Source organism: Caulobacter flavus, assembly GCF_003722335.1.
In the GTDB taxonomy this organism is placed as follows: Bacteria; Pseudomonadota; Alphaproteobacteria; order Caulobacterales; family Caulobacteraceae; genus Caulobacter; species Caulobacter flavus.
The window spans coordinates 114361-136625 of record NZ_CP026100.1; the positions used below are offsets into that span (position 1 = coordinate 114361).

Annotated in this window: 25 protein-coding genes and 1 pseudogene; 6 read left to right on the forward strand and 20 right to left on the reverse strand. The window is 70.1% G+C overall.

What is annotated here, in order from left to right:
* Positions 1-80: 80 nt before the first annotated feature.
* The 3 genes from C1707_RS00665 to C1707_RS00675 are packed head-to-tail and all read left to right on the forward strand — an operon-like array spanning position 81 to position 1851.
* Positions 81-518, forward strand: a complete 438-nt coding sequence (locus C1707_RS00665; RefSeq protein ID WP_145998331.1) for a hypothetical protein — start codon at positions 81-83, stop codon at positions 516-518.
* The gene (locus C1707_RS00670; protein WP_101712335.1) at positions 515-946 is read left to right on the forward strand and encodes a hypothetical protein; all 432 of its coding nucleotides are present in this window, start codon (positions 515-517) and stop codon (positions 944-946) included. Before C1707_RS00665 ends, C1707_RS00670 begins: the two co-directional genes overlap by 4 nt.
* Entirely contained in the window at positions 943-1851 is a 909-nt protein-coding gene (locus C1707_RS00675) for an acyl-CoA desaturase (RefSeq protein WP_101712334.1), read from the forward strand. Before C1707_RS00670 ends, C1707_RS00675 begins: the two co-directional genes overlap by 4 nt.
* A gap of 149 nt (positions 1852-2000) precedes the next feature.
* Here the strand turns inward: C1707_RS00675 and folP are convergent, their stop codons facing one another.
* From folP to ruvC, 15 genes are all read right to left on the reverse strand, one after another.
* Positions 2001-2816: a dihydropteroate synthase gene (gene folP / locus C1707_RS00680; RefSeq protein ID WP_101712333.1), complete on the reverse strand. Its 816-nt coding sequence runs from the start codon at positions 2814-2816 to the stop codon at positions 2001-2003.
* Positions 2817-2847: 31 nt separating this feature from the next.
* Positions 2848-3327 (reverse strand): YbjN domain-containing protein, encoded by a 480-nt coding sequence (locus C1707_RS00685; protein WP_101712332.1) that lies wholly within the window; start codon positions 3325-3327, stop codon positions 2848-2850.
* Between the two features lie 34 nt (positions 3328-3361).
* On the reverse strand, positions 3362-4363 hold the full coding sequence (locus tag C1707_RS00690) for an alpha/beta fold hydrolase (protein ID WP_101712331.1): 1002 nt from the start codon (positions 4361-4363) through the stop codon (positions 3362-3364).
* An 80-nt stretch (positions 4364-4443) separates the two neighbouring features.
* The gene (ftsH, locus tag C1707_RS00695) at positions 4444-6324 is read right to left on the reverse strand and encodes an ATP-dependent zinc metalloprotease FtsH (RefSeq protein WP_101712330.1); all 1881 of its coding nucleotides are present in this window, start codon (positions 6322-6324) and stop codon (positions 4444-4446) included.
* A gap of 76 nt (positions 6325-6400) precedes the next feature.
* On the reverse strand, positions 6401-7612 hold the full coding sequence (tilS, locus tag C1707_RS00700; RefSeq protein WP_101712408.1) for a tRNA lysidine(34) synthetase TilS: 1212 nt from the start codon (positions 7610-7612) through the stop codon (positions 6401-6403).
* A complete protein-coding gene (ybgF, locus tag C1707_RS00705) occupies positions 7609-8463 on the reverse strand; it encodes a tol-pal system protein YbgF (protein ID WP_101712329.1) in 855 nt (284 codons plus the stop codon). Before ybgF ends, tilS begins: the two co-directional genes overlap by 4 nt.
* 108 nt (positions 8464-8571) lie before the next feature.
* Positions 8572-9144: a peptidoglycan-associated lipoprotein Pal gene (gene pal, locus C1707_RS00710; RefSeq protein ID WP_101712328.1), complete on the reverse strand. Its 573-nt coding sequence runs from the start codon at positions 9142-9144 to the stop codon at positions 8572-8574.
* A 227-nt stretch (positions 9145-9371) separates the two neighbouring features.
* On the reverse strand, positions 9372-10709 hold the full coding sequence (gene tolB / locus C1707_RS00715) for a Tol-Pal system beta propeller repeat protein TolB (RefSeq protein ID WP_164467237.1): 1338 nt from the start codon (positions 10707-10709) through the stop codon (positions 9372-9374).
* 46 nt (positions 10710-10755) lie between these two features.
* A complete protein-coding gene (locus C1707_RS00720; RefSeq protein WP_101712327.1) occupies positions 10756-11622 on the reverse strand; it encodes a cell envelope biogenesis protein TolA in 867 nt (288 codons plus the stop codon).
* Between the two features lie 16 nt (positions 11623-11638).
* Entirely contained in the window at positions 11639-12160 is a 522-nt protein-coding gene (gene tolR, locus C1707_RS00725) for a protein TolR (RefSeq protein ID WP_101712326.1), read from the reverse strand.
* Between the two features lie 4 nt (positions 12161-12164).
* On the reverse strand, positions 12165-12863 hold the full coding sequence (gene tolQ, locus C1707_RS00730) for a protein TolQ (RefSeq protein WP_058347191.1): 699 nt from the start codon (positions 12861-12863) through the stop codon (positions 12165-12167).
* 201 nt (positions 12864-13064) lie between these two features.
* Complete coding sequence (locus C1707_RS00735; protein ID WP_101712325.1) at positions 13065-13517, reverse strand: YbgC/FadM family acyl-CoA thioesterase; 453 nt, start codon at positions 13515-13517, stop codon at positions 13065-13067.
* Between the two features lie 151 nt (positions 13518-13668).
* Positions 13669-14730, reverse strand: a complete 1062-nt coding sequence (gene ruvB / locus C1707_RS00740) for a Holliday junction branch migration DNA helicase RuvB (protein ID WP_101712324.1) — start codon at positions 14728-14730, stop codon at positions 13669-13671.
* Between the two features lie 151 nt (positions 14731-14881).
* A complete protein-coding gene (gene ruvA, locus C1707_RS00745; protein WP_101712323.1) occupies positions 14882-15502 on the reverse strand; it encodes a Holliday junction branch migration protein RuvA in 621 nt (206 codons plus the stop codon).
* Positions 15499-16014: a crossover junction endodeoxyribonuclease RuvC gene (gene ruvC, locus C1707_RS00750; protein ID WP_180896913.1), complete on the reverse strand. Its 516-nt coding sequence runs from the start codon at positions 16012-16014 to the stop codon at positions 15499-15501. The genes ruvA and ruvC overlap by 4 nt, the downstream gene beginning before the upstream one ends.
* 147 nt (positions 16015-16161) lie before the next feature.
* Between ruvC and C1707_RS00755 the strand changes: the two genes are divergently transcribed.
* Positions 16162-17592: a M20/M25/M40 family metallo-hydrolase gene (locus C1707_RS00755; protein WP_101712321.1), complete on the forward strand. Its 1431-nt coding sequence runs from the start codon at positions 16162-16164 to the stop codon at positions 17590-17592.
* A gap of 18 nt (positions 17593-17610) precedes the next feature.
* On the opposite strand, the gene C1707_RS26510 is transcribed toward C1707_RS00755, so the two are convergent.
* The 5 genes and pseudogenes from C1707_RS26510 to C1707_RS00775 form a co-directional block, all read right to left on the reverse strand.
* Positions 17611-17721, reverse strand: coding sequence for a hypothetical protein (locus C1707_RS26510; RefSeq protein ID WP_420808269.1), 111 nt, complete (start codon positions 17719-17721; stop codon positions 17611-17613).
* Between the two features lie 21 nt (positions 17722-17742).
* Positions 17743-18675 (reverse strand): nucleoside hydrolase, encoded by a 933-nt coding sequence (locus C1707_RS00760; protein ID WP_101712406.1) that lies wholly within the window; start codon positions 18673-18675, stop codon positions 17743-17745.
* A 73-nt stretch (positions 18676-18748) separates the two neighbouring features.
* Complete coding sequence (locus C1707_RS00765) at positions 18749-19441, reverse strand: MgtC/SapB family protein (protein WP_101712320.1); 693 nt, start codon at positions 19439-19441, stop codon at positions 18749-18751.
* A 50-nt stretch (positions 19442-19491) separates the two neighbouring features.
* Positions 19492-19638: pseudogene (locus tag C1707_RS00770) on the reverse strand (hypothetical protein); the annotation flags it as partial.
* A 139-nt stretch (positions 19639-19777) separates the two neighbouring features.
* Positions 19778-20170, reverse strand: coding sequence for a hypothetical protein (locus tag C1707_RS00775; RefSeq protein WP_101712318.1), 393 nt, complete (start codon positions 20168-20170; stop codon positions 19778-19780).
* 177 nt (positions 20171-20347) lie between these two features.
* Here C1707_RS00775 and C1707_RS00780 point away from each other — a divergent pair, with 177 nt between their 5' ends.
* On the forward strand, positions 20348-20818 hold the full coding sequence (locus C1707_RS00780) for a chemotaxis protein CheW (protein WP_101712317.1): 471 nt from the start codon (positions 20348-20350) through the stop codon (positions 20816-20818).
* Between the two features lie 292 nt (positions 20819-21110).
* Positions 21111-22208 carry a Zn-dependent alcohol dehydrogenase gene (locus tag C1707_RS00785; RefSeq protein WP_101712316.1) on the forward strand — a complete coding sequence of 366 codons (1098 nt, stop codon included), beginning with the start codon at positions 21111-21113 and terminating at the stop codon, positions 22206-22208.
* Positions 22209-22265: the final 57 nt, after the last annotated feature.

Here is a 22265-nt window from a genome sequence, read left to right on the forward strand (position 1 = left end):
TTAAGCGGTTCGCTAATCGCTTGCAAATTAGCGATGAGGTATTTAAGCAATAACTTATATTGTTTCTTATGGAGGCCGCCATGGATCCGTCGCCGCGCCCAGCCCAGCCGACCAGAGGCGATGCCGTCACGGCCCTGGCGCTCGGCGTCGGAACCGGCGCCCTGCTGACGACGGCGATGGCGTTCGTCATGTCCGTGCCGACGAGCGGAAGCCTGGCGATCTTCGTGGCCGTGGTCGCCCTCATCGTCTCCGCGCCGGTCTGGCTGATCGGCCTACTCCTGCTCGGCGGCCCGGTCGGGTGGTGGCTGCATCGGCGCGGCCTCGGCTCCCCGCCAGCGGGCGCGACGGCCGGCGCCGTGCTCACGGGCCTGGCGACCGCCACCATCCTGCTGACCTTCGGAAATCACCTGCTTGCGGATATCGTGGGATCCCCCTGGGGTTTCTCCACGGGCCTGGTCGTCATTGGCGCCGTGGTGGGTCTGCAGACCATCGCCTACGCCTATAGGGCCAGGGCATGAACGGCCGCACCAGCGCCGGCGCGGTCTTGGCGGCCATCATCGTTGGCGCCGCAGTCGGATCGGTCCTCGTTTCAGGCTGGCTCTTCGTCCCGAGCCTTTTCGGGGAGCTTCCCGAGCTCGCCCCGCTGGTCGCGGCGGCCGGCTTCGTCGTCGCCGCGCCGCTCTGGGTCGGCGGTCTGCTGCTGGTTGGCCTTCCCGTCTGGACGGTCCTGCACCTGTGCGGCGCCCGCTCACGCTGGATCGGCACAGCCGCCGGCGCGGTCCTTTCCCTGCCCGCCCTCGTCCCGGGCCTCGTCGTCTGGGGATCGGCCCTGTCGGACGAAGCCATGGGGCTGGCCGTCGCTCTCGCCAGCCAGGCCGGCACGGGCGCCGTGGTCGGCTGGGTCGTCGTGCATGTCGCCTATGAACGCGAAGGAACCCTAGCATGAGCGCCCACCACGACGATCCCTACGCCGTCCATTCCATCGCGCCCGACGCCGGCGGCGACGCCGTGACAGGGCGCGTGGCCTGGGCGCCGGCGACCTCGCTGTGGCAGGGCGTCATGCTGGCCGGGACCCTGGCCGCGCCGTTCTTCTTCAGCTGGAGCGCTCTGGCCGTCTTCGTCGTCCTGACCGGCGCCACCCTGCTGGTCGGACATTCGGTCGGCTTTCACCGCCGGTTGATCCACGGCAGCTTCGAAAGCCCGCGCTGGCTGGACTATCTGATGATGTGGCTGGGCACGCTGGTGGGCATGAGCGGGCCGCTGGCGATGATCGCCGCCCACGACCTGCGCGACTGGGGCCAGCGCCAGGCCGCCTGCCACCCCTACCTCTCCAATCGCGCCGGCTTCTGGACCGACTACGCCTGGAACCTGCACGGCCGGCTGGCGCTCGACACGCCGCCCAGCCAGGTGCTGCCGCCCCGCGTCACGGGGGACCGCTTCTATCAGTTCCTGGAACGCACCTGGATGCTGCAGCAGGCGCCCGTGGCGCTGGCGCTGTTCGCGCTCGGCGGCTGGTCGTGGCTGCTGTGGGGCGTGGCCGCACGGGTCTGCGTGTCGGTGACCGGCCACTGGTACGTCGGACGCCTGGCCCACCGCACCGGCCCGCAGAGCTGGCTGGTCGAGACCTCTGGCGTCCAGGCCCACGACGTGCCGTGGGCGGCGATCCCGACCATGGGCGAGGCCTGGCACAACAACCACCACGCCTGGCCCGGCTCGGCCCGCATCGGCCTCTATCCCGGCCAGGCCGACTTCGGCTTCGCCTTCATCCGCCTGCTCGAACGCCTGGGCTTGGCCTGGAACGTCCGCACTCCGGAGACCCTGCCCGAGCGAGCGGAGCTGACGGGGGCCTAGAGCCCCTACTCCTCCCCCGCTTTAGCGGGGGAGGTGGCGCGCTGCGGATACGCAGCGTGACGGAGGGGGCGACCGCCGGCAATGAGCCCAGCCTCGCCCCCTCCACCGCTTCGGTCCCCCTCCCCCGTTGCACGGGGAGGAGCATCGGGTCAGCGCCCCGCCGCCCCGATCGCCTTCCAGACCGCCAGGGCCTGGGTCATCTCGCGCACGTCATGAACGCGCACAGATTCCACGCCGCAGGCCGCGCCGTGCAGGTGCACGGCCAGCGAGCCGCCCAGGCGGTCGCGGGCGTCCTGGGCGCGGGGGTCGACGGCGGCGATGAAGCGCTTGCGGCTGGCGCCCAGCAGCACCCGATAGCCCAGCGCCACGAAGCGCGGCAGGGCGGCCAGCAGGGCCAGATTGTGCTCCAGCGTCTTGCCGAAGCCGATGCCGGGATCGAGCCAGATCTTCTCGCGCTCGACGCCGGCGGCCATGGCGGTCAGGGCGCGAGCCAGCAGGAAGGCCTCGACCTCGGCGACGACGTCGTCGTAGCGCGGCTCGTCCTGCATGGTGCCAGGCTCGCCCCGCATGTGCATGAGGATCACGTCGCAGCCCAGCTCGGCGGCGACCTCGGGGGCGTCGGGCGCGAAGCGCAGGGCCGCCACGTCGTTCCAGATATGGGCCCCGGCCGCGACGGCGGCGCGGGCCACGCCCGGCTTCATGGTGTCGATCGAGATCGTCACGTCGCTCTCGGCGCGGAGAGCGCGGATCAGCGGGACGACGCGGGCGATCTCGTCGGCCTCGGACACCGGGGCCGAGCCCGGTCGCGTGCTCTCGCCGCCGATGTCGAGGATGGACGCGCCGTCGTCGATCAGCCGGCGGGCGTGAGACAGGGCGGCGGCGGGATCGAAGAACCGGCCGCCGTCCGAGAAGCTGTCGGGCGTGACGTTGACCACGCCCATGACGCTTGGAACGGCTTGGATCATGGGGCCGGTTTAGCCCCATGACCCCCGTGCGTCACCAGCCGATGAACTTGGTGAAGTCGTCGATCATCGAGGTCCAGACGCCGTAGTCGTCGTCGAGCACCTCGATGGTGCGGCCCGCGTTCAGGTTGACGTCGTACTGGACGTAGGGGTCGCCATCGTCGTCGATATAGGCCTTGAGATACCGGTTGTCGCGGTTCCACTCGTTGATCTTGCCGGCCGACAGCGGCGCCTTCAGGTCGAAGCCGGCCGAGAACTGCAGCGCCTTGCAGCGCGGCTTGGCCGTGCAGTCGTAGAAGTAGATGTCGAAATTGACACCGTTGGCGGCGCTCTTGATCAGCGGATCGCCGGTCTTGTCGGTGGTCAGCTCGGCCTTGTAGCCGGCGTCCTGCAGCCACTTGACCACTTCCGGGCCGGTCATGCCGTCGACATGGATCGGCTTGGAGGCGGCCAGCGCGGCGGCGGGCGCGAACGCCATGGCGGCGGCCAGCAGGAGCGGCATCGACGTCTTCATCGACTTCCCTTTCATTCAACTTCGAAGGGAAGCTCTACCGGCCTTCGCCGAGGAAGGCCAGAACGGCGGCGTCGAAGCGCTCGGTCCGTTCCAGGTGCAGCAGGTGGCCGGCGTCGAAGGCCTCGACCCTGGCGTTCCGCATGGTCGGCGCCAGGGCCTTGGCGCGGGCCAGCACGTGGCCGAACTTCGGCTTGTCCTCAGGCTTGGCGTAGCCCTTGCCGGGCGCGGTTCCGTCGCGATCGCCGGCCAGGATCAGCACTGGGACCGACACCTTGGGCAGGTCCTGCAGGTAGGGCTGATCGCGGATGGCAACGGCGCTGGCGGCGAAGCTGCGGGCGTAGCGCGGCCACTCGCCCGAACGCTTGAGGCCTTCGCGCAGCTCGACATAGGGCGCCATGGCCTCGCGCGGCAGGGTCAGGCCGTAGCTGGTCATCAGCTCGTTCAGATAGGCCTCGGGGCCCTTGGCCTCGTCGTCGGCGACCAGCTTGGCCAGCGGCGTGGTCGGCGTGTAGAGGCGATAGTCCTCCAGTCCGACCGGACCGTACATCACCAGGCGTCCGGTGCGGGCCGGATGGGCCAGCGCCCAGCGCACGCCCACATGGTTGCCCATCGAGTGGGCGATGACCTCGACCTTGTCGATCTTCAGGTGATCCAGCAGGGCGGCAGTGTCCTGCACCATGCGATCGAAGCTGACGGGCTCGTCGTCGAGCTTGGACGACTTGCCGAACTGGATCTGGTCGGGGGCGACGACGCGATAGCCGGCGGCGGTCAGGGCCTTGATCGTCGACGCCCAGTAGCCGGCCGGGAAGTTGCGGCCGTGCAGCAGCAGCGCCGTGCGGCCGTTGGCGGGGCCGGTCGGAGCGACGTCCATATAGGCCATGCGCACCGCGTGGCCGCCGTGCTCCAGCGGCAGAAACGCGACCGGGTGCGGATAGGCGTAGTTCTCCAGCGCGATCCCCACCGCGGCGGGCTCGGCCGCCCTGACGGCGACGGGTAGCGAAAGCGCCAGCATGGCGGCGGCGAGAGCGATCTTCATGGAGCTACCTAACGCGCAAAACAAAAGCCGGACCCGCGAACGGATCCGGCTTTCGCATTATTCGCGAAGGTGATCGACCTTTAGGCCGTGACGCCCGTGGGCGAGACCGGGACCGAGGCGACCGGACCGGTCGGCTTCTTCTCCTCGGGTTCGTCGCGCTTGGGCGTGACGCCCTTGGTGACGCCGATAATCTCCTCGCCGCTGAGGGTCTCGAACTCCAGCAGGGCCTTGGCCACCGAGTGCAGGTCTTCCAGCTTCTCGGTCAGGATCCGGCGGGCCTCGTCCTCGCCGCCCTTCACCAGGCGACGGATCTCGCTGTCGATCTTGATCATGGTCTCGGGTGAGACGTTCTGGGTGCGGGCCACCGAGTGACCCAGGAACACCTCTTCCTGGTTGTCGCCGTAGGCGACGGTGCCCAGGTCGTCGGAGAAGCCCCAGCGGGTGACCATGTTGCGGGCCAGGTTGGTGGCCGCGCTGATGTCGCTCGACGCGCCCGAGGTGATCTTCTCCTTGCCGAAGATCAGTTCCTCGGCCACGCGGCCGGCCATCATGATGGCCAGGCGCGAGGTCATCTGGTCGAAGCTCATCGAGTAGCGGTCGCCTTCCGGCAGCTGCATGACCATGCCCAGGGCGCGGCCGCGCGGCACGATGGTGGCCTTGTGCACCGGGTCGGCGACCGGGACGTTCAGGGCCACCAGGGCGTGGCCGCCCTCGTGATAGGCCGTCAGCTTCTTCTCGTCCTCGCTCATGGCCATCGAGCGGCGCTCGGCGCCCATCATGACCTTGTCCTTGGCGTGCTCGAAGTCGTGCATGGTGACCATGCGGCGGTTCTTGCGCGCGGCCGTCAGGGCCGCCTCGTTGACGAGGTTGGCCAGGTCCGCGCCCGAGAAGCCCGGGGTGCCGCGCGCCAGCGTCTTGACGTCGACGTCGGCGGCCAGCGGCACGTTCTTCATGTGCACGCGCAGGATCTTCTCGCGGCCGGCGACGTCGGGGTTGGGCACCACGACCTGGCGGTCGAAGCGGCCCGGACGCAGCAGCGCGGGGTCCAGCACGTCGGGACGGTTGGTGGCGGCGATCAGGATGATGCCTTCGTTGGCCTCGAAGCCGTCCATCTCGACCAGCAGCTGGTTGAGGGTCTGCTCGCGCTCGTCGTTGCCGCCGCCCAGGCCGGCGCCGCGATGGCGACCGACGGCGTCGATTTCGTCGATGAAGATGATGCAGGGGGCGTTCTTCTTGGCCTGCTCGAACATGTCGCGCACGCGGCTGGCGCCGACGCCGACGAACATTTCGACGAAGTCCGAACCGGAGATCGTGAAGAACGGCACGCCGGCCTCGCCCGCCACGGCGCGGGCGATCAGGGTCTTACCCGTGCCGGGAGGGCCGACCAGCAGCGCGCCCTTGGGGATCTTGCCGCCCAGGCGCTGGAACTTGGCCGGGTCCTTCAGGAAGTCGACGACCTCCTGCAGTTCTTCCTTGGCCTCGTCCACGCCGGCGACGTCGTCGAACAGCACGCGGTTCTTGTTCTCGGTCAGCAGGCGGGCCTTGGACTTGCCGAAGCCCATCGCGCCCTTCGTGCCGCCCTGCATCTGGCGCATGAAGAAGATCCACACGCCGATCAGCAGCAGGATCGGCAGCATGTTCAGCAGCAGGTTGACCAGGCTGAAGCGGCCGCCGTCCTGGATCTTGATCTCGGCGTTGCGCGCTTCGAGGCGCTTGATCAGGTCCTCGCTGTTGGGCGGAGCGTTGACGGTGTAGGTCGTCTTGCCGTCGGGCGAGGCGATCTTGACCTGCTGCCCGTTGATCTCGGCGGACTTCACCTGGCCCGCGTCGATGTTCTTGAGCAGCTGCGAATAGCTGACCTCGCCTGCGCGCCCGGTCGGACCGCCGCGCTGCAAGACGCTGTAGGCCATGATGAGGACGACAACGACCCCAAGCCAGATGGCGACATTCCTCAGATTCATACGCGTCGTCTTCCCAAAGATAGCGCTCGTCGACCCAAGATAGGACGGCGGACGGCTTTTCGCCACGCGCGCGATGTCATGTCGCGGGTTCTTGATCGATGAGACCGGTCGCGGCCTCGAACCTTTCCCGGATCAGCACGCGCGCGCGGATCGTCCCGTCCCCTGCAAGGATCGGGCTAGAGACCCCGCCGAGGGCGTCGACCGCCGCCGGCAGCACCGGCCGGACGGAGGCGGCAAACGCCTTCAGCGCCTGGCTTTCGTCCGCCGGCAGACGGCTGGCCAGCCCGCCGAGCGGCCGGATGGTCGTCGGCGCGTCGGACGCCGTCACCTCGTAGCGGCCGTCCCAGACGCCGGTCTCGCCGGCCGCCAGGACCAGCGGCGATAGGCCGCTGCGCCCGCCCTCCCCCGCTTCGCGTACGAACAGCGCGCCGGCCTCGTCGGCGACGATCCGGGCGCCGGCCAGGGTGGCGGTGAAGGTCTCGCCCGACCGCAGCCGGCTCACCAGCCGCTCCAGCCTTTCGCCGCGCGGCGGCGTGGTGGTGCCCGCCGCGCACAGGCAGGCGGCGGCGACCTGGACGGCGGAGGCGGCGCGCGGCAGGCGCAGGGCGTGCTCGCCCTCGAACGCGACTGTCGGCGCCGAAACGCGCGCCTCCGACGCAACGACCGCGTCCTCGCGCGCCAGGGCGGCGCGGGCCCGCGCGCGGGCGAAGCGAAGGTCGTCGTTGGCCGGATCCTCCAGCCAGGTCTCGCCCTGTTCGGACAGCCAGTCGCGCAGGGCCTGGCGACGGGCGTCTAGCAGGGGCCGCAGGACGAAGACGCCGCGCCCCTCCGGCCAGGCCGGAGACGGCCCCCACGATCGCGGATCGGAGGTGGTCGAGCCCTCGGCGCGCATCCGCGCGGCCTCCAGGCGATCGTCGGCGGTGTGGCCCAGAAGCAGGACCCGCGCCCCGGCCTCGCGGGCGGCGGCCGCCAGCAGGGCGTGGCGGGCGGCCCGAGCGGCGGCCGGCACGCCCGTCGAGGGCTTGTCGCCGGTCCAGCGCAGCGCCCTGGCGTCCGCCCCCAGCGCCCTGGCCTTGGCGAGGGCGTCAGCGGTCCAGCCGGCGCTGGCGGGGTTGAGGCCGTGGTCGACCGTCAGGGCCAGGACCGGCCGCCCCCGGGCGACGGCCCAGGCCAGGGCCAGCCTCAGCAGGGCCAGGCTGTCGCCGCCGCCAGAAAAGCCGACGGCCAGGGGCGTGGTCGCCCCTGGCCGCAGACGCCGTTCCAGAACGGCCTCGAAGTCCTCGGTCAGGCCGCGCACTTGGCCTGGGCGCGCGTGCTCTTGGCCTTGCCGACCACGTCGGCCGGCGCCTTGGGATAGCGCTTGGCCAGCTCGTCCAGCGTGCGGCAGGCGTCGGCGGGCTTCTTCAGCGCCACCAGCGAGCGCGACAGCTTCAGCACCGCGTTCGGCGCCCAGCTGGTCTGCGGCCAGCCGCGCACCGCGCCCAGATAGGATCCGGCCGCGTCGCCGTAGGCCTCGCGGACGAACTGGGTCTCGCCCAGCCAGTAGCGGGCCTCGGGGGCCTTGGCGTCGTCGGGATAGGCGTCGACGAAGCCGCCGAAGGCGTTCTCGGCGCCGGCGTAGTCGCCGTCCAGCAGCAGCTGGCGGGCCTGCTTGAAGGCGGTCGCGGGATCGGCCGCGACGGCCGGCGCGGCCGGAACCTGGGCGGCGGCGGCGTTGGCGGCGGCGGTTTCCAGCGTGGTGATCTTGCCCTCGAGGGCGGCCAGGCGCTGCTCCAGCTGGTCGGCGCGGGTCTTCTGGCTGTCGGCGCCGCGGCGGGCCTGGTCGATGTCGTGGGTCAGAACCTCGTTCTGGCCGTTCATCTTCTGGATGGTCTGCTCCAGGTCGGAGATCCGCTCGTTGAGGGCGGCGATCTGGGCGTCGGTCTCGGCGGTCTGGACGACGACCGGCTTGCCGGTGTCGCGCCCCTGGAAGACGATCGCCCGCAGCTCGCGCACGACCTTCTCCATCTTCTCGATGCGCTTGGCCGAACGGTCGTCCAGCGGGTCGGGCATCGGCGTCTGCGCCAGGGCCGGCGCGGCGGCGGCGATGACCAGGGCGACGGGCAGGACGGAGGCGAGGAGCGCGGTTTTCAGCTTCATGTCGACGATTATGCCCCGGTTGCGGACAAAAGTGCGGCCAGAAACACGGCCAGAAAAAAGGCCCCCCTCCGCTAGGAGGAGGGCCTTCGTTCAGATCAGGCGTAAGCCTTAGCGCGCGCCCTCGGTGATGGCGGTGCGGGCGTTACGGTTCTTGGCCCACGCGTCTTCGGTGGTGCCCGGATCCAGCGGACGCTCCTTGCCGAACGAGATCGTCTCGATGCGCGAGGCGGCGACGCCCTGGGCGATCAGGAACTCGCGGACGGCGTTGGCGCGACGGGCGCCCAGGGCCAGGTTGTACTCGCGGGTGCCGCGTTCGTCGGCGTTGCCTTCGATGCGCACGCGGACGGCCGGGTAGCGGGCGAGCCACTGGCCTTGGCCGGCCAGCACCGGCTGGGCGTCGGCGCGGACCGAGTAGGAGTCGGTGTCGAAGTAGACGCGGTCGCCGACGTTGACGACGAAGTCCTGCACGGTGCCCGGCAGCGGGCCTTGGTCGACCGGGCCCGGAGCCGGCGGCGGGGTGTAGGGCTGTTGCGGGGTCGCCGGTTGGGTCGGGGCCGGCGGGGTTTCGACCGGGCCAGCGGGCTTCGGGCGCGTACAAGCCGCGACCGAAGCGACGGCCAGACCGATCAGCGCCAGTCGGACGGCGCTCTTGGTGTCGAAGCTCATACAGTATCTCCTCAAGTCTAGGTACGGCCTGGGTTCAAAACTCTTACCGGCGCTGCTCTTGCTCCGCCCCGCAAAAACGTTCCCTGGACCTCACAATGGCGTCAGTGGGACGCTGTTCCACCTCGTTTCACCTGTCGGGTGCCACCCCTCTGGTGAATGGCGGATGAACAGCCACGCTCCAACGCGCCGAGCCTGTGGAAAGTTGCGAAACCTTCTTGTTCCGCCTCTTTTCACGCCCGAAATCAGTCCAGCAGGGGCGACCAGGCCGGATCCGACGCCGCGCCCGGATAGGCGGCCGGACGCAGGATCCGGCCGGTGATGTCGACGGTCCAGAGCCGCGGATTGCCCGCCGAGCTCTCGCGGAAGAACATCAGCACGCGCCCGTTGGGGGCCCAGGTCGGGCCCTCGTCCAGATAGCTGGTGGTCAGCAGGCGCTCGTCGCCGCCATCGGTGCGCATGACGCCGATGTGGAACTGGCCGCCGGTCTGCTTGGTGAAGGCGATGTAGTCGCCGCGCGGGCTCCACACCGGCGTCGTGTAGCGGCCGCCGCCGTAGGAGATGCGGCGCACGCCCGAGCCGTCGGCGTTCATCACATAGAGCTGGGCCTGGCCGCCGCGGTCGGAGTTGAACACGATCTTGCTGCCGTCCGGCGAGAACGACGGCGAGGTGTCGATGGCCGGGTCGGTGGTGATGCGGGTCGACTGGCGGGTGCGCAGGTCCAGCACGTAGATGTCGCTGTTGCCGCCCTTCTCGACCGAGAAGGCCACCTTCTTGCCGTCGGGCGAGAAGCGCGGGGCGAACACCATGCCGGGGAAGCGGCCGACCGTCTCCTGGCGGTTGGTCTGCAGGTTCAGCAGGTAGATGCTCGACCCCGTCGGCCGCAGGGCCATGTAGGTCAGCTCCTGGCTGGTCGACGAGAAGCGCGGGGTCATCACGATCGATGAGCCGTCGGTGATGAACTGCGGGTTGGCGCCGTCCTGGTCCATGATGCCCAGGCGCTTGACGCGATTGAGCTTGGGACCGCTCTCGGCGACGAAGGCCACGCGGGTGTCGAAATAGCCCTTCTCGCCGGTCAGGCGCTCATAGACCGCGTCGCTGATCTTGTGGGCCACGCGGCGCCAGTTCTCGGCCGTCGAGGTGAACTGCAGGCCCAGCAGCTGCTGCTGGCTGAAGGTGTCCCACAGGCGGAAGTCGACGCGCAGCGAGCCGTCGGCGCCGACCGTCACCTGGCCGTTGATCAGCGCCTGGGCGCCGGTGCCCTGCCAGTCGGGAAAGCGCGGCTGGATGTTCACGTCGGTCAGCTTGTCGGGCACGCCGGCCACGTTCAGCGGCTGAAACAGGCCCGAGCGTTCGAGATTGCCGCTGATGACCTGGGCGATGTCGGCGCCGCGCTGGGCGCCGGCGAAGGCCGGGATCGCCACGGGCATCGGCTTGACCGCGCCCTTGTCGATGTCGATCTCGATCTGGGCGGCGGCCACGCCCGGCAGGGCGGCGGCGAACGCGCCGCCCGCCAGGGCGAGGGTCAAGGCGAGAAGCGGCGTGGCGAGGGTCCGCTTGGCGCGGGCGCTCTTGGCGTTCATCGTCGGGCTTCCTTCCATTCTTCTCTTTGCGGCGTCCCTGGAACGCCTAACGCGCGGCGCAGGCGTCGCGCGCCTTGAAGTTCAGGTTCAGCTGGGTGTTGTAGTAGTCGGGCGGCAGGCCTTCGAACGGCGCCGACTGGAAGACGGCGCGGATCGCCCGCTCGGCCTCGGTCTTGACGATCGGATCGCTGGAGTTCTCGGCGCCGCCGGCGGTCACCTGGCCCGAGACGCGGCCGTTGCCGGCCAGCTTGAAGCTCAGCTTGATCTGCATCGAACCGCCGCCCACGACCTCGCAGTTGGGGTTCCAGCGCCGCTGGATCTCGTCCTTCATGCCGCTGATCGCCGCCGCCTGCATGGCCGTCATCTGGCCCGCGCCCGGACGGGCCTGGTTGGCGGTTTCGGGACGGTTGGTCGCTCCCTTGGGCGCGGACGAAGCCGGCTTGCCGGACGGCTTGGCGGTCTTCGACAGCGTCTTTTCCAGCGACGAGAAGAAGTCCGGCTCGGGCTTGGCCGGGGTCGGCTTCTGCGGCGTCGGCTTGGGCGCCGGCTGCGGCGGCTTGGGAGCCGGGCTCGGCGTCGGCTTGGGCGGCGTCGGCTGGGGCTTGGGCGTGGGGGTCGGCTGCGGCTTGGGCGGCGCCGGCTGGGGAACCGGCGCGGGCGTCGGGGCCGGCGGCTCGGGCGTGGCCTCGGGAACCGGATCGACGGTCTCGGCCGGCTGCTCGACCGGGTCCTCGATGGCCGGGCGCACGTTGGTCGGCCCCTCGGTGACGATGGTCACCGGCACGCTCTCGCCGATGACGATCTTCTTGGACGTCTTCCACGGCCAGCCGACCATCACCGCCGCCACCACCAGGGCGTGGAGGGCGACCGAACCCAGCAGGGCCGGAGACAGCTTGTTGCGTTCTTCCCGCATCAGCCTGGGACGTTCCTTACTGGGCCGGGCGCAGGTCGCCGCCGCCGACCGGCTGGGCGTCCTGCGGGGCGGCGCCCGACGACGGGCCGCCGGTGTCGGTCAGCAGGTTGATCTTGGTGAAACCGGCCTTCGACAGGGCGGCCATGACCTGGGCCACCACCTCGTAGGGGGCCTTGCCGTCGGCGCGCACGTAGATCGGCTTGTCGGTCGTCTCGCCGGCCTTGGCCGACACGATGGCGGCGAACTCGGTGAACGGCGCCTGGTCCTCGCCGATGAACACCGCCCCGTCGTGGCGGACCGACACGGTGATCGGCTCCTGCTCGTTCTTCAGCGCGCCGGCCTCGGTCTTGGGCAGTTCGAGCTCGACGCCCGAGGTCAGCAGCGGGGCGCTGATCATGAAGATGATCAGCAGCACCAGCATGACGTCGACCAGCGGGGTGACGTTGATCTCGGACAGGGCCCCCTTGCCGCGCCGGCGGCGACGGCGGCCGCGACCGCCGCCCGAGGTGGCGAAGGCGTCGTTTGCGGACATCGCCATGGGATCAGACCCGCTCGCTCAGGCGACGCTGGATGGCGGTCGACAGGTCGTCGGCGAAGTTCTCCAGGCGGCCGGCGTACTTGCCCGCGTCGGTCGAGAACTTGTTGTAAGCGATGTAGGCCGGGATGGCGGCGATCAGGCCGATGGCGGTGGCGAACAGGGCCTCGGCGATCGACGGGGCGACCACGGTCAGCGAGGTGTTCTTGGCCGCGGCGATGCTCTGGAAGGCGTGCATGATGCCCCAGACCGTGCCGAACAGGCCGATGAACGGCGAGGCGGTGGCGACGATGGCCAGGCTGCCCAGGCCCTCTTCGGCCTTGGCGCTCTCGCGGGCGATCTGGGTGTCGAGCACGCGGTCGATGCGCTGGCTGAGCAGCGCCACCTGGCCCTCGCTCTGCACGCCCTTGGCCTTGGCTTCGCGCCATTCCTTCAGGGCCGCCTGCAGCATGCGCGGCAGGGCGTGGCGCGGGTTCGAGCCGGCCTCGCCGGCGACGTCCTCGAGCGACCGGCCCGAACCGACCTGCTCCTCGAAGCGGTCGGCGGCGCGGTTCAGCGCGGAAAAGCGGAACAGCTTGTCGAGAATGACCGCCCACGAGCCCAGCGAGGCGAGGATCAGACCGATCATCACCAGCTTGACCACCCAGTCGGCGTTCAGGAACAGCGTGATGAAGGAGAAGCTTTCGGGGCTGGCGGCGGCGTCCATGCGGGGTCCTGTTCCGTTCGGGCGTCAATCTAGGGCGCTTCGGGCGAAGTGTGTGCGTCCGCCCGCCCGAATGCGCTCCAGGCACTAAGGTGATTGGTCTGCGCCTTACTGCATGAAGCGGCGCAATGTTGAAACTATGACATTGGTTGCAACGGGCCCATTTTTCACCGACCCGCGATCTTCATTGTCACGCGGGCGCCGTCAGCTCTCTTCCGGGGCGAGCCAGGGCGTGACCTTGGCGGTCATCTCGGCCGACGGCTTGCGAGGATGGCCGTCCAGCGTGATGCAGACGGCCTCGACATTGGCCGCGCAGACCAGTTCCTCGCCGCGCGTGATCCATTGCCGCGCCAGCAGGCGCACGCCCTTGATGCGGTTCCAGACGGTGTGCACCACCAGGGCGTCGTCGACCCGCGCCGCGCGCTTGAAGTCGATCTCCATGCGGGTGATGGCGAAGGCCGTGTCGATCGCCGCCAGCTCGGTGTGCGACACGCCGATCATCCGGAAGAAGTCGCTGCGCCCCCGCTCGAAGTAGCGCAGGTAGTTGGCGTGATAGACGATCCCCGAGAAGTCGGTGTCCTCGTAGTAGATGCGGACGGGCAGCTGGTGCTCGGTCCCGACGAAGACGCCGGCGGTGGGTTCGGGACGATCGGTCATCGCGCGCCTCTTCTAACCTCTCCCTGAGGGAGAGGGAGGGGCCCATGCGGAGCATGGGAGGGTGAGGGGTTAAGACGGTCGAGGGCGAAACCCCTCATCCTCCCACGCCCTTCGGGCGCGGGCCCCTCCTTCTCCCTCTGGGAGAAGGGTTTCAATTCTCGTCCCCGAACAGTCCGCCCTGCGCCGACCCCTGCGACGCGGGGGGCGGGGCGGCGGGCGGGGTCAGGCCCAGGTGGAGGTACGCCTTGCCGCAGGCCATGCGGCCGCGCGGCGTGCGCTGGATGAAGCCCTGCTGCATCAGGTAGGGCTCGATCACGTCCTCCACCGCGTCGCGGGCCTCGGCGATGGCGTAGGCGATGGTCTCCACGCCGACGGGGCCGCCGCCATAGTGCTCGATCATGGCCCGCAGATAGCGGCGGTCGAGGCTGTCGAGGCCGCTTTCGTCCACTTCGAGGCGGGCCAGGGCCATGGCCGCGGCCTTGCGGTCGATGACCTCCGCGGCGTCGGCGGTGGCGAAGTCGCGCACCCGGCGCAGCAGGCGGCCGGCGACGCGCGGCGTGCCGCGAGCGCGCTTGGCGATCTCGTCGGCGCCGTCTTCCGACAGCGGGGCGCCCATCTTGCGGGCCGCGCCCAGCAGCACGTGGCGCAGTTCGCGCGGGGTGTAGAACTCCAGCCGCACCGGGATGCCGAAGCGGTCGCGCAGCGGCGTGGCCAGCATGCCCGCCCGCGTGGTGGCCGCCACCAGGGTGAAGGGCGCAAGGTCGATGCGGATCGAGCGGGCCGAGGGCCCCTCCCCGATCACCAGGTCGAGCACGTGGTCCTCCATCGCCGGATAGAGGATCTCCTCGACGTTGGACGACAGCCGGTGGATCTCGTCGATGAACAGGACGTCGTTCGGCTCGAGATTGGTCAGGATCGCCGCCAGGTCGCCGGGCTTGTTCAGCACCGGGCCTGAGGTGGCGCGGAAGTTCACGCCCAGTTCGCGGGCGACGATCTGGGCCAGGGTGGTCTTGCCCAGGCCCGGCGGGCCGAACAGCAGCACGTGGTCGAGCGACTCGCCCCGTCCCTTGGCCGCTTCGATGAAGATCCGCAGGTTGGCCTTGGCCTGCTCCTGGCCGACGAACTCGGCCAGGGTCTGGGGCCGCAGGGCGCGGTCGGTCGCGCCGGGGATCTGCTCGCCGTGCTGGGCTTCGCCGGAGATGATGCGGGTCATGCTGAGATCTTCTCCCTTCCCCCTTGATGGGGGAAGGGCCGGGGATGGGGGTGACTAGGGCGGTTCGGCTGGCGACGGCGAAGACGGTCAACGCCGCACCACCCCCATCCCAACCCTTCCCCCATCAAGGGGGAAGGGCTTTGAAGCGCCCTCACCGGCCCAGCTCCTGCAAACCGGCCTTGATCAGCGCCTGCACGGTCGCCTCCTCGCCCAGCTTGGCGGCGGCGGCCTCGACCACGCGGCGGGCGTTCACCTCGGCCACGCCCAGGCCCATCAGGGCGGCGACGGCGTCGCCCGTGGCGGCGGGCTTGGCGGGTGCGGACGGCGCCGCGGCGGCCGAAGGCGCGGCCATCAGAACCGGACCGTCGGTGATCGGCTTGCCCTTCAGTTCGGTGACGATGCGCAGGGCGAGTTTCGGACCCACCCCGTTGGCGCGGCCGACGGCGGCCTTGTCCTCGCGCGCCACCGCGCTGGCCAGTTCGGCCGGCGACAGCACGTCGAGCACGGCCATGGCGGCCTTGGGTCCCACGCCCTGGATCGCCTGCAGCAGCACGAAGGCGCGGCGATCGTCGCGGGTGAGGAAGCCGTAGAGCCGCAGGCCCTGGTTCTCGCTCCACTGGCTCTCGACGTGGACCAGGGTCTCCTCGCCCAGGGCCGGCAGGCGCTGGAGGGTGCGCTGGCCGCAGCGGACGATGTAGCCGACGCCCATGACGTCGATCAGGGCCTCTTCCTCGCCGACCTCGGCGACAGCGCCCCGCAGGCGGCCGATCATGCGACCCTCCGGGCGGTGCGAGCGTGGGCGTGAGCGATCGCCACGGCCAGGGCGTCGGCGGCGTCGGCGGTGGGAGAGCCCGCTGTCGGCAGCAGGCGGGCGATCATGAAGGCGACCTGGGCCTTGTCGGCCGCGCCGGTGCCCACCACCGCCTTCTTGACCACGGGGGCGGAATATTCGGCGACCAGCAGGCCTGCGCGGGCCGGGGCGATCATCGAGGCGGCGCGGGCGTGGCCCAGCTTCAGCGTCGACTGGGCGTTGGTGTTGACGAAGGTCTCTTCCACAGCAGCCTCGTCGGGGGCGTGCTGCTCGATCACCGCGCAGACGCCTTCGAACAGGGTCAGCAGGCGGTCGGAGAAGGCGGCCTTCTCGTCGGGCGCGATGACGCCGTGGGCGATGTGGGTGATGCGCGAGCCGGCCACGCCGATCACGCCCCAGCCGGTGCGGCGGAGGCCCGGATCGAGGCCGAGGATGCGCAGGGGGCGATTCGCGTTCATCATGTGTTCTCGCAGTCTCGCCCTTTCCTGTCGCCAGGAAAAGCCGCGTCATGCTTAAGCACGGGTTAACGGGAAGGCGCCCGTTTCGCGCATGTGGCTTGCGCCCGGACGCGAAGCCCGCTCCTGTTCCGGCCACGTTTCGCGACACTCGAAGGTCGGACCATGCGCCTGAAGGCCCTTTTGCCCACCACCGCGGCCCTCGCCGCCCTGCCCGTCCTGGCCAGCGCCCAGCCGACGCCCGGCCCGCAGGTTACGCCGCGCGCCGACCAGACGGCTTTCCGCGCGCTCTACAAGGAACTGGTCGAGATCGACACCACCCTGTCGAAAGGCAGCTGCACGGCGGCCGCCGAGGCGATGGGCGCGCGCCTGAAGGCGGCCGGCTATCCGGAAGGCGACGTCAAGGTCGTGGTCGATCCGAAATATCCGCGCGAGGGCAGCCTGGTCGCCGTGCTGCGCGGCGCCGACGCCAAGTCCAAACCCATGCTGCTGCTGGCCCACATCGACGTGGTCGAGGCCAAGCGCGAGGACTGGACGCGCGACCCGTTCAAGCTGGTCGAGGAAAACGGCTACTTCTACGGACGCGGAACGTCCGACGACAAGGCCCAGGCCGCCATCTGGGCCGACACCCTGGTCCGCCTCAAGCAGAGCGGCTTCAAGCCCAAACGCGACATCAAGATGGCCCTGACCTGCGGCGAGGAAAGCGAGGGCTACAACGGCATCGAGGACCTGGTGAAGAACCACCGCCCGCTGGTCGACGCCGAGTTCGCCCTGAACGAGGGCGCCGACGGCCTGCTGGACGAGACCGGCAAGGAGATCGTGCTCGAGGTCCAGGCCGGCGAGAAGGTCTACCAGGACTTCACCCTGACGGCGACCAACCCCGGCGGCCACTCCAGCCGCCCCGTGCCCGACAACGCCATCTACCACCTGACGGCCGCCGTCGGCCGCATCGGCGCCTACCAGTTCCCGACCCGCTTCATCGACGCCACGCGCGGCTACTTCACCCAGATGCAGGCCCGCGTGCCGGCCGACCAGGCCGCCGCCATGAAGGCCCTGGTGGCCGATGTCGGCGATCCCGAGGCGCTGAAGGTGCTGACCAGGGACGCCGGCTGGAACTCGATCCTGCGCACCACCTGCGTGGCCACCATGGTCAACGCCGGCCACGCGCCCAACGCCCTGCCCCAGCGCGCCACCGCCAACATCAACTGCCGCATCCTGCCGGGCACGCCGGTCGACGAGGTGAAGGCCAAGCTGACCGAGCTGGTCGCCGACCCGGCCGTGACCGTCAGCCTGGCCCACGAGGCCAAGCCGGTCTCGCCGCCGCCGGCCCTGACGCCCGCCATCATGGGCCCGATCCAGAAGAACGCCGCCAAGCAGTGGCCCGGCGTGCCGATCGTGCCGATCCTGCTGACCGGCGCCACCGACGGCGTGCACACCAACGCCGCAGGCATTCCGACCTACGGCGTCAGCGGCCTGTTCGGCAACGCCGACGGCGACGGCGTGCACGGCCTCAACGAACGCATGCGCGTGAAGTCGCTCTATGACGGGCGCGATTTCCTCTACGCCCTGGTCAAGGACTACGCGGGCGGGAAGTAATCTTCCCTAGAAAACTCCTCATCCCGGACGGCCGAGGGCCGATCCGGGACCTAGGGGCCGGGGCACCGCGGTCGCCCCTGGGTCCCGGCTCTCCGCTTCGCTGCGGCCGGGATGACGAGCAAATTGGATTTGCGGGGGTGTGTGAGCCCCTCAGGCCCCCGCCATCTCCACCCAGCCGAACAGGGCCTTGAGGATCAGGGCCCGCACCGCCGGCGCATCCACCGACACGCAGACCTCGGCGTTGGGCTCGCCCTCGACGCGCTCGATGCGGCCCTGGCGTTCGCCGTCCAGGATCACGCGCAGGCGGGCCGGCTCGAAGGCGAAGGCCTCGGGGGCCACCAGGCTGGCGGCGGCAACCGCGTCGTGCGGATGGCAGCCTTCCGCGCCCCAGGCCTTCTGGTGGAAGGCGATATAGGGCGCGGCCGCACGGCTCAGACGCGCCGACAGCGGGCTGCCGCAGCAGCGCGCGCCACTGTCGAGGTCGGCGGCGGTGATGGTGACGAGACTGGTCACGTCCAGCGGAACGAGCCTGGGCTTGACCCCGGCCTCGAGGATCCGGGCCAGGGCTTCGGGATCGCTCCAGCTGTTGAAGTCGGCGCCGCCGGCCGCCTTGCCCTGCACGGCGAAGGCCCCGGCCATGATCGTCGGCGACCAGCCGCGGAAAGCCGCCGGATCATCCAGCAGGCCCAGCGCCAGATTGGTCAGCGGCCCCAGGAACAGGCCCTTCACCCGTCGCCGCGCCAGGAAGGCCAGCAGGCTGACCCCGTGGCCGCGATCCAGCTCCGGCAGCTTCCAGCGCTGGGAGAAGCCCGCGCCGTTCAGGCCGTCGGGACCGTGGGCCGGGCGCATCCGCTCCACCCGCCGTCGGGCCAGGCCCGCGCCGGCGCCGATATAGACCTCGGCCGCGCAGCCGGCCAGGCGCAGCACGCCCCGGGCGTTGGCGGCGGCCTGGTCGACATAGGTGTTGCCGAACACGGCCGAGACCGACCCCACCTCGACGGCGTCGCGCGCCCGCGCCAGCAGCGCCAGGGCCAGGGCGTCGTCCACGCCGCAGTCGGTGTCGATGTGCAGACGAAGCGCCATGGCCCCGATCATAGCCGATGGACCGCAGCGCCCGGAAGCCGTCGGCGACCCCCGTTCTGTCCTTTCTGGGCGTTCAGTCCTTTCTGGGCAGGATGTCGAACTCGACCACGCGCGGGTCTTCCTCCAGGCGCCGGGCCAGCTCGCCCAGGCGCAGCGTCCCCTTGCCAGAGAACGAGCCGGCCAGCTCGAACAGGGTTCCGCCGCCGATCAGGCGCTGGTTGATACGGCCGCCCTCGAGTTCGAACACGGCCAGCAGGCCGCGCAGCTGGGCCTCGTCGACCAGGTCCTCGCGGCGAAAGCGCACGGCGATGTCGGCGTAGTTCTTCTGCGGCATGTGCTTGTCGAGCCAGCGGGCGGCGCTGAGCACCACCACGCTGAGCACGGTCCCCGCGACCGCCAGGTCGTACAGCGCCATGCCGAACAGCATGCCCAGCGCCGAGGTGATCCACAGCGACGCGGCCGTCGTCAGGCCGTGCACCGACACCCCCTGCTGGAAGATCACTCCGCCGCAGAGGAAGCCGACGCCAGTCAGCACCCCGTGGGCCATGCGGACGGGATCGATGCGCACCGTTTCCAGCGGCGTGTCGCCCATCCACTTCAGCTGGTGCACGGCCGCCAGCATAAGCAGCGCCGAAGCCAGCGAGACCAGCATGTGGGTGCGCAGGCCGGCGGGCCGCGAGCGGTATTCCCGCTCGAAGCCGACCACGGCCCCGGCCGCCAGGGCGCCCAGCACGGGCAGCGCGTATTGCAGGGAGGCGGCGTCCATCCGCGCTAAACGGCCAAGCCGGGCAGGAGGTTCGCGGACGCGTGGCCCCCTCAGCCCAGCCCGTTGACCATCTTGCGCAGGCGGCGGGCGACGTCCTCGGGACGGTCGGCGATCTGGTGGAACAGGGCCTGCACCTCGGCCTCCTCGAGGCCGGCGGCGCGTAGGGTGCGCCAGGCGCCCAGCAGCGCGGCCATGGCCACCTCCTGGCGGTCGGGAACAATGGCGGCGGCGGACATGGCTGTGACCTCCTCGACTGTAGGCGCGGCCACAATGTTCATTTTTTGTTCTCGATGGCAAGTCCCGACGCCGAGGGAACGGCGCCGGGATCGCGAAGCCTCAGCGGCAGACGGTGCGTTCGTAGACCGAGCCGCTGTAGCGGTCGTAGTCGCGCGTGGTCCAGCAGTCGCTGCGGTGGCGGCGCGGGCCGTAGCCATAGCCGTATCCGTAGCGCGGCGGCGGGGCGCGATAGCCGTAGTCGTAGCCATAGGCCGGACGGCCGTAGTAGCCGCGATCGTAACCACGATCGCGGCGGTCGTTGTTCAGCGACGAGCCGATGGCCAGGCCCACGATGCCGCCGACGATGGCGGCGGCCGCGGCGTCGTTGCCCCGGTCACGGTGGCGGTGACGGCGCCAGTCGTCGGCCGAGGCCTGGGTGCTGGCGGCGATCATGGTCAGGGCGGCGAGGCCAGCCGCCACGCCGCCGAAGGTCTTGATGGGTCTGAAAGCCATGGCGGCCTCCTTGGAAAAGCTTGTCCCAAACCTGCGCGTCCGCGCCTGAACCCTGGGTGAACGATCCTGTCAGGTGGAGGGCTGCGCCAAGGCGCCTTTTTTGTTCACCTTTCTGCGCGATGCTCGTCCTCGAACGTGGCCAGAAGGCCATCGACGCGACGAAGGCGGACGAAAGCGATGTCGAGCAACAACACGGCCTACACCCCCGGCGAAGCCCTGCAGGTTCTGTCGTTCGAGGTGGGCGCCCAGACATACTGCGTGCCGGTCGGCACGGTGCGCGAGATCCGCGGCGTCACGCCCCCCACCCCGCTGCCCGACGCCCCGCCGCACGTCCGCGGCGTCATCAACCTGCGCGGCCAGGTGATGCCGGTCATCGACCTGTCGGCCCGCCTCGGCAAGGGCCCCGCCCAGGACGGCCCGCGCCAGGTGATCATCGTCGTCGAGAACGGCCGCGACGTCGCAGGCCTGCTGGTCGACGCGGTGTGCGACAGCTTCATCGTCGAGGCCAGCCAGATCAGCGCCCCGCCGTCGGTGGGCGAGGAAGCCTCGACCCTGGTCTCGGCCGTGATCACCACCGAAACGGCGATGGTCGTGCTGCTGACCGTCGACGCCATCCTGCCCGAGCGCCCGATCGCCATCGCGGCGTAGAGGCTCGGGTTCGCCTCAGAACCTTCTTCTTTCCAATAGCATCGCCTCCCTCGCCCTCGTGGCGAGGGCCCATGCCGGCGACCGCTCAGACCTCGGCCGTCTTGAAAAGGTCTGAGCGGCTGGACGATGGACCCTGGGCACGAGGCCCAGGGAAGCAAAAACTTGCTGGCGCGCGGCAGCACACCCTGGCAACGCAACCATCACTTCAAACAAATGTTTCGATAGCCTCTTCCGCTCGCCCCTCCGCCGGGGCTAGGGTCTGCCGCACAACCATAAAGCGGGAGACGAGCGGATGAAGGCGGCGGTGCTGCGCGAGGTGGGCAAGCCCCTCGTCATCGAGAACGTGGCCATCGGCAAGCCGGGCCCGCGCGAGGTCCTGATCCGCACCAAGGCCGCGGGCGTCTGCCACTCGGACCTGCACTTCGTCGAAGGCTCCTACCCTCATCCCCTGCCCGCCGTGCTGGGCCACGAGAGCGCCGGGATCGTCGAGGCGGTCGGCGACGAGGTGCGCACCGTCAAGGTCGGCGACCACGTCATCACCTGCCTGTCGGTCTATTGCGGCCACTGCGAGGTCTGTCTCACCGGCCACATGAGCCTGTGCACCAGCTCGGAGACCAAGCGGCCCAAGGGCGCCGAGCCCCGCCTCTTCAAGGAGGATCTGGGCGGCGCGCGCGGCCCGATGGCCCAGTTCCTGAACCTGTCCTCCTTCGCCGAACTGATGCTGGTGCACGAACATGCGTGCGTGGCCATCCGCAAGGACATGCCGTTCGACCGCGCCGCCCTGATCGGCTGCTCGGTGACCACCGGCATCGGGGCGGTGATCCATACGTCAAAGGTCCAGCCGGGCGAGACCGTGGCCGTCATCGGCTGCGGCGGGGTGGGCCTGGCCACCATCAACGGCGCGGCCATCGCCGGCGCGGGCCGCATCATCGCCATCGACCGCCAGCCCTCGAAGCTGGCCCTGGCCCGCACCTTCGGGGCCACGGACGTGATCGACGCCAATGACGGCGACGTGGTCAAGCAGGTGCAGGAACTGACCAGCGGCGGCGTGCATCACAGCTTCGAGGCCATCGGCCTGAAGGCCACCGCCGAGCAGTCGTTCAGGATGCTGCGCCGGGGCGGCACGGCCAACATCATCGGCATGATCCCGGTCGGCACGATGATCGAGCTGCACGGCCCCGACTTCCTCGGCGAGAAGAAGATCCAGGGCAGCTATATGGGCTCCAACCGCTTCCCGGTGGACATGCCGCGCTTCGTCGACTTCTACATGAACGGCAAGCTGAAGCTGGACGAGCTGATCGCCCGCCGCATCAAGCTGGAGGACGTCAACGAGGCCTTCGAGGAGCTCAAGCGCGGCGAACTGGCGCGATCGGTGATCGTGTTCGACTGATCTTCGCTTTCCCACCTCGCGTCATTCCCGCCACAAGGGCGGGAATGACGGGCGTCG